Source organism: Mesorhizobium sp. M0244 (genome assembly GCF_040321795.1).
Lineage (GTDB): Bacteria > Pseudomonadota > Alphaproteobacteria > Rhizobiales > Rhizobiaceae > Mesorhizobium.
Map to the genome: position 1 here is coordinate 1 of NZ_JAMYSE010000159.1, position 7,369 is coordinate 7,369.

A 7,369-nucleotide genomic window follows, 5' to 3' on the forward strand; every position below is an offset into this window, starting at 1 on the left:
GCACCTCATATCCGCCGTACAAGTGCCTCGACCGCCGATCGGATCGGCGGGCTGCAGCTTATGTCAAAGGCCATTGTCAGCAATCATGAGAGTGGGAAGACTCTATAGGAGGAAAGCAAGTGGAGTTATCTTGCGTTGGGGTCGGTGCTGGGCCGTCTAATTTGAGCCTTGCGTGTCAGATACAAGAGCAAGTTGGGCAAGGGGCACTGTTCCTGGATCGGCAGATCGACTTCCGCTGGCATTCGGGCATCGCGTTCGATTCCTCGGAGCTCCAGGTCAGCCACTTTAAGGATCTGGTCACGCTGGTGAATCCGCGATCAGCCTACACTTTCGTAAACTTCCTGCACGAGAACGGGCGTCTGTATCACTTCCTGAACGCACAGTTCGAAGCCGTGCTCAGAGTTGAGTTCGAGCAATACCTGAACTGGGCCTTCCACAGGAACCCACTTGTGCGTCGCGGCGAGACGGTGCGCGAAATCCGCTTTGACGGCGAGTTTCGGGTGCGGACGGATAAGGCGGTTCTCGGCGCCAGAGACGTCGTGGTCAGCATTGGCAAGCAGGCGCGAATCCCGCCTCAGTTTCAGGGCTGGACTGGACGCAACCTTTTCCACTCATCTGTTTTACTGCACATCCATCCTGAGGTGCGGAGAAAGCATGTCTGCGTGGTTGGCGGAGGCCAGTCGGGAGCCGAGGTGATGTTGCACCTTGTCGGCCTGCCGAAAGAACGGCGGCCTGCCTCGATCACTTGGGTCTCGCAGCGCGAAAACTATCTGCCTCTCGACAACAGCCCGTTCACAAACGAGTTGTTCATGCCCTGCTTTTCGGATCGTTTCGCGGCGATGAGCGAGTCGCAGCGTAAGCTGCTCCTGCGGCGTTTCGTGCTTGCCTCGGACGGCATTTCGGAAAGCACGTTGCGCGCGATCTATCAGGCGCTGTACCGCCACGCATTTTTCGAGCCAAACCGATCCGACATCACACTGCGGCCGGGCTGCACCGTCTCGCACTGCATCAACGCCGGCGCGGGTCACAGGCTGACCCTGCAGCACGGCATGGTCGAGGTCGAAGAAGTCACGGCTGACATCGTCATCCTGGCCACCGGTTACGAAAACGCGGTGCCAGACTTCTTGGAACCCATCGCGCACCGGCTGGAGGAGATCGGCAATGAATTAGCTATTCGCGAGGATTTTTCGGTGAGCTGGGACGGACCGCGTGACAGACGCATCTTCGTACAAAACGCGAGCCTCGGGCAGCGCGGCCTGGCCGATCCGAACCTAAGCCTGCTGGCCTGGCGCGCGCGCCGCATCCTCGATAGCCTTCTTGGGCGCGCGCCGTGCGCGAACCCCGAGCATCCTGGCTTCATCAGCCATACCTCGATCGAGAGCTGGCCCGACCCCGTAGCCGAAGAAATGGGCAGCGGGATATGACTCCTAGACTTTTGGTCATCGGCGGTGGCATCCTAGGAATGATGTCCGCCTCCGCTGCGGCGAAGGCCGGAGGCTTCTCCGAAATCATCGTGACCGAACAAGCCCTTGGACCAAGCGGCGCATCGCATTATTCTGGGGGCGTGCATTTCCCCTACGGTCGTCAAGACCGTACCAGGTCGCTCACTCGAAAGAGCGCCGTGGCCTTGGCGGCCATGGCTGGGTCGGCGGTCAGCGGATGGTGCCGGCCTTTAGCGATGCGTGTCGTGGCTGGACCGGGTGAAGCGATTGATCCGGCTCAGTTTACGGGACCCCTCGACCCGGCTGAGCCTGACATGGGCAGTCTCGCGCCGAGCTTCTGCGACGATACCCGTTTTTGGAGCATCGCTGGAGCTCATGTCGCCGACGTGCCCGCCCTGATCGCCCAACTGCAACTCGAACTTGTGGCAAGGATTCGCGTGGCGCACGGCTTGCGCTGCGTCAGACTGCGCGAAAGGGGCGATGGCGCGGAGGCCGAATTCGCTACGGGCGAGATTATCTCGGCGGACGTGGTGATCTTGGCGGCCGGCCCTTGGATCGTCGAAGCCCCGTTCCTCGAGCTGACCGAGGCCTTCTCAATCCGCATCAAGAAGGTCGTGGCGCTGCATCTCGACCGGACTTCTACACTCGATGATGCTCTGATCTTCATGCCCAGGGCCGAAGCCTTCCTGCTGCCACAGCCAGCCGCCGGCCGCTGGCTGTTCAGCTATACTTCGACCGATTGGGATGTGCGCCCCGAGACGCTGGCCTGCGGCCTGTCGCGAGCTGACCTTGAGGCCGGCCGCGCGGTGCTGGAGCGGTTCTGCCCCGGGCTGGGCAGGGATCTGACCTCTGGCCGCGTCTTCTGTGACGCCTACAGCCCGAGTGGCGCCCCCGTCGTCGCCCGCCTGGCGGCCCAGAGCTGCATTATCCTGGCCGGGGCCGCCAACGGGTCGGGCTACCGTTTCTCTCCACAAATTGCACGGGAGGCTGTTGCGTTGGCAGCCGAAAATCCGACTGCTTCAACAGCTTAGGTTCGTCATGCGCAAATACACGTTTTCTCGAACGGAGCTGTCGCGGGCGTTCGGTATCGACATGGCCACGCTTGGAACGGGAAGCGTTCGCACGGGGTTTTCATTCGGAAAGGTTGGACCCGGCGTCACATCCGAGCCCCATCGGCACGACGAAATCGAGGCCTTCGTGGTCCTGTCTGGCGCGGGCAAGGTCACGACCGACCGTGGGGAAATCTCGGTCGAGGCGGGCGATGTCGTTCTGTTCCACCCTTTTGAAGCGCACGTGCTGCGCAACGATGGGGACGAAGACCTAAATTTCGTCGATGTCTACTGGCGAGACGGCGAGGCGGCCCTTGATGCCGCTGCAAAGGCCACGGCTCCACGCGGGCCGATCTTCGTTTTCTCCACGCCGCCAACGCCAAATGGCGATCTGCATCTGGGGCATCTTTCTGGCCCTTTTTTCGGCGCCGACGTCTACACTCGTTTCCTGCGCATGAAAGGGGTCAAAGCCTATCACCTCACTGGAAGCGATGACAACCAGAGCTACGTCGCGACACGCGCCGATGCCGATCAATCGACGCCTGCAAACGTGGCGCGCTACTACGCCGACGAGATTCGCGCCACGCTCGCACTTTTCGATTGTGAGGTCCACAGCTTCCAACTCACGACGGGCGATGACGGTTACGGGGAGTTTCAAGCCGCGTGTTTCCGCAGTCTTCTGAGCAGCACGGCGATAGATCTGCGCCAGAGCCCTGCGCTTTTCGATGCCGTGACTGGCCATTATCTTTACGAACCGGATGTTACCGGCCTCTGCCCCGATTGCGGCGGGTCCGCCGGTGGCAACATCTGCGAGGAATGCGGCGCCCCAAACCTTTGCCATGACTTGCGTGCAGCCCGGTCACGGCAGTCTGCCGAGGCGCCGCTGGTCGGCTCCGTCCGCCGCGCTGAACTTGCGCTGGACCGATGCTACGACAATATCGATCGGCATCTAAGGGCGTCGGGGGTCCCGCTACGGATTTTGGATCTCTTCGCGCGCCTACGCCGACGCGGCGACTTTTCAGTACCCATTACCCACCCCTCGGACTGGGGCCTGCCGGCCGAAGGGTTCCCGGGGCAAGTGATCTGGGTCTGGCCGGAGATGGCCTTCGGTTTTCTTTACAACATCCAGGCGCTCGGCCGCTCGCTGGGTCGCGACTGGAAGGCGGCCATGCCCGGCAACGACTGGCAGATTGTCCATTTCTTCGGCTTCGACAATTCCTTCTACCACGCGCTACTCTACCCCGCTCTTTACGCCGAGGTCTTCTCCCACTGGACGCCACGCATCCACTATCACGTCAACGAGTTCTACCTGCTCGACGGCAAGAAGTTCTCAACCAGCTGCCGCCATGCGGTCTGGGGCAAGGAGGTTCTGAGCCGAAAGACGGTCGACGTCGTGCGCCTCCATTTGGGCCTGACACGCCCGGAAGGTGAGCGGACGGATTTCACGCTGGACGCGCTGCGCCGCACCGAGAACGAGGTGTTCCAAGGGATCTGGCTGAACTGGCTCGATGCGTTGAACCAGGAAATCAAGCAGGATTTTGGCGGCCGTGTGCCCGATGCAGGCGACTGGAGCCCGGCCGACCGCGCCTTCTTTGCTCGGATAGAGATCTATCGCGCCGCGATGGAGCGCGCCTATTCGGACGAAGGCTTCTCGGTCCGGCGCGCGGCCGCTCAGGTCTGCGATTTCGTGCGCGATTGCGTGATCTACCGTCGGGCGCAAGACTATGCGGCGGCGCGACGTTTCTATCCCGCCCGCAATCGGACTTCGCTAGCCCTTCAAACGACGGCCGCTGCGATCCTGGCACCGACACTCGCTCCGCTGATGCCCCGATTCGCCAGCACGGTGGCGCGAGGCATCGATGGCGTCTCAACCGAAACATGGCCCCGGTCCGTCCAGCGACTTGCGCCCGGGACGCGCTTTGATCTCGGACCCGTGTTGGTGTTCTACGCCAGATCCGGCAATCCTCATCTCGATGAGGAGGAAGCACTAAAGGTGCACCAGTGAGCGATCCCAATCTCGATCAGATCTGCGCAGCAATCAAAGCCGATGATGCCAAGTATCTTTACTCGCTGCCACTGGCGCCCGAAGGCCGCTACCAGGCGGTAGAGGCCAGACTGACCGACCTGAACCAGCGCATCGTCGACACCCTGGCCCGCGCCTTCGAGGACCGATCGGCCGATAGCTTCCCAGCCCTTGCTGTTTCGTGCGGCAAATGCCGTGTGGGCTCGACTGCGCTGACCAACCTCTTCGGCATCGCGGGATTGCCGTCCTATTACCAGCCGGTCAAGACTGTCATGCGGTTCGAGGCGCTTGGTCAACCTAGCGCGCCCTGGATCGTGCCCGATCGCGCGACAACGCCTCTCGTCCATTGCAAGGAAATGACCGGCCCCTATTTGCTGGCCGAATGCCTATTCGACCCAATCGATCTTCTGGTGGCGGCGGGCTATCCTGCGGCCAAGATTACTATGGTCGCGCTCGAACGCGAGCCGGTCGCGTCTCTTGATTCCTGGCTCGAGAAGTGGAGCCAGCACAGGGCACCCGCTACCTTGGTGCAGCATTACTTGCTGTCGGCGCTCAATGCCGCGCGGATCGAGCGCAATGCCCGCCGACATGGCATCCGGGTGGTGAATTATGTTTACGAGGCAAGTAAGCATCCACACGCGGCGGTGGCCGCGCTTCTGGACTGTTTTGATCTCGGCGATAGGTTCACGCCGGCTCTAGTCGACGACTGGGGCAAGCGGGGCTCTTTGGAATCGCCGGAATCCTTGGTGCGTTTTCCGGTCGAGCCTGCTCCCTATGTCATGGTCGGTCTCCATGCGTCCGAGACCCGTTACCGGTTCAAGGATCGCAACGTCAGCTACGTGACCGACGAGATGCGAGCGCTGCTCGCGCGCAAAGGAATCACAGATATCTATGCGCGAGCTAGAAATGCTTGCTTTACTCAGCTGAAGCTTGAACCGGAGGCTATATGAGCCGGCGGACGGGACAAGATGGATCAGCGGACCGGCCGGACCGGCTAGCCGCTGGACACCTTGGCGTTGGGCGGCAGACGCAGGCCTCCTTTGCGAGCCGTTCTGCCCGCAAATCAGCTAAGCGGCCGATCGATCTCTTGTGAGAGCTCGGAGGACACCGTGCAAAACTCAACCAGTGAAGCTCACAGCGAACTTAGTCGGACGCAACATCTTCGCTCTAGACTAAGACTAGACGTCATGTTCCGAGGCGGAGAACGGTGGCCCGCCCTTTCGTGCGATTAAAAGACGAGGGTTGCTCGGATGGGCCGAGCCGATCCTCACGCACGGAGAGCGAGCCATGGGAGAGTATAGCGAAGCATTTGTCGCGTTTGATGTAGCCAAGAAGAAGCACGCGGTTGCGATCGCGGAGGGCGGCCGCACCGGCGAGGTCCGGTTCGTCGGCGAGGTCGAGAATAGTCCGGCGGCGATAGAGCGGACGATCAAGAAGCTGGGAAGAAAGTATGATCGACTGCACGTCTGCTTCGAGGCTGGGCCGACGGGTTATGGGTTGTGCCGGCAGGTCCGCGATCTTGGTCACGACTGCATCGTGGTTGCGCCGGCCCTGATCCCGAAGCGGCCGGGCGAGCGCGTCAAGACCAACCGGCGGGACGCGGTCACGCTGGCGCGACTGCATCGGGCGGGCGAACTGATCGGGGTGTGGGTGCCGGACGTAGTCCACGAGGCTGTCCGCGATCTGGTCCGAGCCCGCGAAGCCGCAGCCGACGACCTGCGCCGCAAACGCCAGCAGCTGCTCTCATTCCTTCTGCGCCATGGGCGGATCTACCAGAACGGCGGTCATTGGACATTGGCGCACCGGCGCTGGCTTGCCCGACAGAACTTCGAGCATACCACGCAGCAGATCGTGTTCCAGGAGAAGATCGACGCGATCGAGGACGCGGCTCAGCGACTACACCGCCTGGATGAGCAGTTGCGCGCCGTCGTGCCAACTTGGTCCATGGCGCGAGTCGTTGAGGCCTATCAGGCCATGCGCGGCGCCTCGTTCCTGGTCGCAGTGATATTTGCGGCCGAGATTGGGGATGTGCGTCGCTTCGATACGCCGCCGCAGTTGATGGCCTTTCTCGGCCTTGTCCCGGGGGAGCGCTCGACCGGTGACACGGTTCGCCGGTCGAGCCTTACGCTCGCCGGCAATCGACGCGCCCGCCGCGCCCTGGTCGAAGCGGCATGGACTTACCGCTATCCTGCCAGGGTCAGTGAGACCCTGAGGGTGCGGCTCGAGGGGCTGCCCAAGGCCGTCCGCGATATTGCCTGGAAGGGGCAGCTCCGGCTCTGCGCCCGCTATCGTCGCCTCAGCGCCGCCGGCAAGAAGCCGCCGGTGGTCGTGGCTGCGATCGCACGCGAGATGGCCGCCTTCTTGTGGGCCATCGGCCGGGAGGTCGCGCCGTCATAGCCGGTCTCGACCCAACCCGCTGCACAGTGTTGGGGGTGGGGCCACGGTGGGGAACTCCCGTCGCTAGTTATGTGGCCAAGCCGATGCGCCCGACGCCCGCCCTGTAGACCGAGGACAGCCCCGAGACGAAGATACGGAAGGCCGGTACCCAACCCGCGGATGAGAGTCTGATCAACCGTCGTCTCTGAGCTCCACCCCCAGCCCTGTGCAGCTTCAGCCGGTCCGACTGCTTCGCAAACCTGCCAAGCAGGCGAGCCTTCTTGCCTTTGTCAAGCGAAGTGAGGATTTGACCCCTGGGGCGAAACGAAGAACTGACCCCCTCATTGCTTTGCAGTTTCGTTGGTGCCGGGGGGGGGGGGGGGGGGGGGGGGGCGGGTGGGGGCCGCGCCGCGGGAGACCGGCGGGCGGGGGGGGGGCGACGGGGTGGGGGGGTCAGGGAGAAGAGTGGATTAGAAAAA

Annotated in this window: 5 protein-coding genes; all 5 read left to right on the forward strand. The window is 62.5% G+C overall.

The annotated features are described in order from the left end of the window. The first annotated feature begins 119 nt into the window (after window positions 1–119). The 5 genes from NKJ08_RS37615 (at window position 120) to NKJ08_RS37635 (ending at window position 6,911) form a co-directional block, all read left to right on the forward strand. Window positions 120–1,424, forward strand: a complete 1,305-nt coding sequence (locus NKJ08_RS37615) for a lysine N(6)-hydroxylase/L-ornithine N(5)-oxygenase family protein (RefSeq protein WP_352786229.1) — start codon at window positions 120–122, stop codon at window positions 1,422–1,424. After that, the gene (locus tag NKJ08_RS37620; RefSeq protein ID WP_352786230.1) at window positions 1,421–2,473 is read left to right on the forward strand and encodes an FAD-dependent oxidoreductase; all 1,053 of its coding nucleotides are present in this window, start codon (window positions 1,421–1,423) and stop codon (window positions 2,471–2,473) included. The genes NKJ08_RS37615 and NKJ08_RS37620 overlap by 4 nt, the downstream gene beginning before the upstream one ends. A 7-nt stretch (window positions 2,474–2,480) precedes the next feature. Beyond that, window positions 2,481–4,496: a class I tRNA ligase family protein gene (locus NKJ08_RS37625; RefSeq protein ID WP_352786231.1), complete on the forward strand. Its 2,016-nt coding sequence runs from the start codon at window positions 2,481–2,483 to the stop codon at window positions 4,494–4,496. Beyond that, window positions 4,493–5,464 (forward strand): sulfotransferase family protein, encoded by a 972-nt coding sequence (locus NKJ08_RS37630; protein WP_352786233.1) that lies wholly within the window; start codon window positions 4,493–4,495, stop codon window positions 5,462–5,464. The genes NKJ08_RS37625 and NKJ08_RS37630 overlap by 4 nt, the downstream gene beginning before the upstream one ends. Before the next feature lie 337 nt (window positions 5,465–5,801). Next, window positions 5,802–6,911, forward strand: coding sequence for an IS110 family RNA-guided transposase (locus tag NKJ08_RS37635; protein WP_352786234.1), 1,110 nt, complete (start codon window positions 5,802–5,804; stop codon window positions 6,909–6,911). Window positions 6,912–7,369: the final 458 nt, after the last annotated feature.

Coding starts and splice junctions, on each gene's coding strand:
- NKJ08_RS37625 (WP_352786231.1), top strand. CDS start 2,481: ATGCGCAAATACACGTTTTCTCGAACGGAGCTGTCGCGGGCGTTCGGT.
- NKJ08_RS37635 (WP_352786234.1), top strand. CDS start 5,802: ATGGGAGAGTATAGCGAAGCATTTGTCGCGTTTGATGTAGCCAAGAAG.
- NKJ08_RS37620 (WP_352786230.1), top strand. CDS start 1,421: ATGACTCCTAGACTTTTGGTCATCGGCGGTGGCATCCTAGGAATGATG.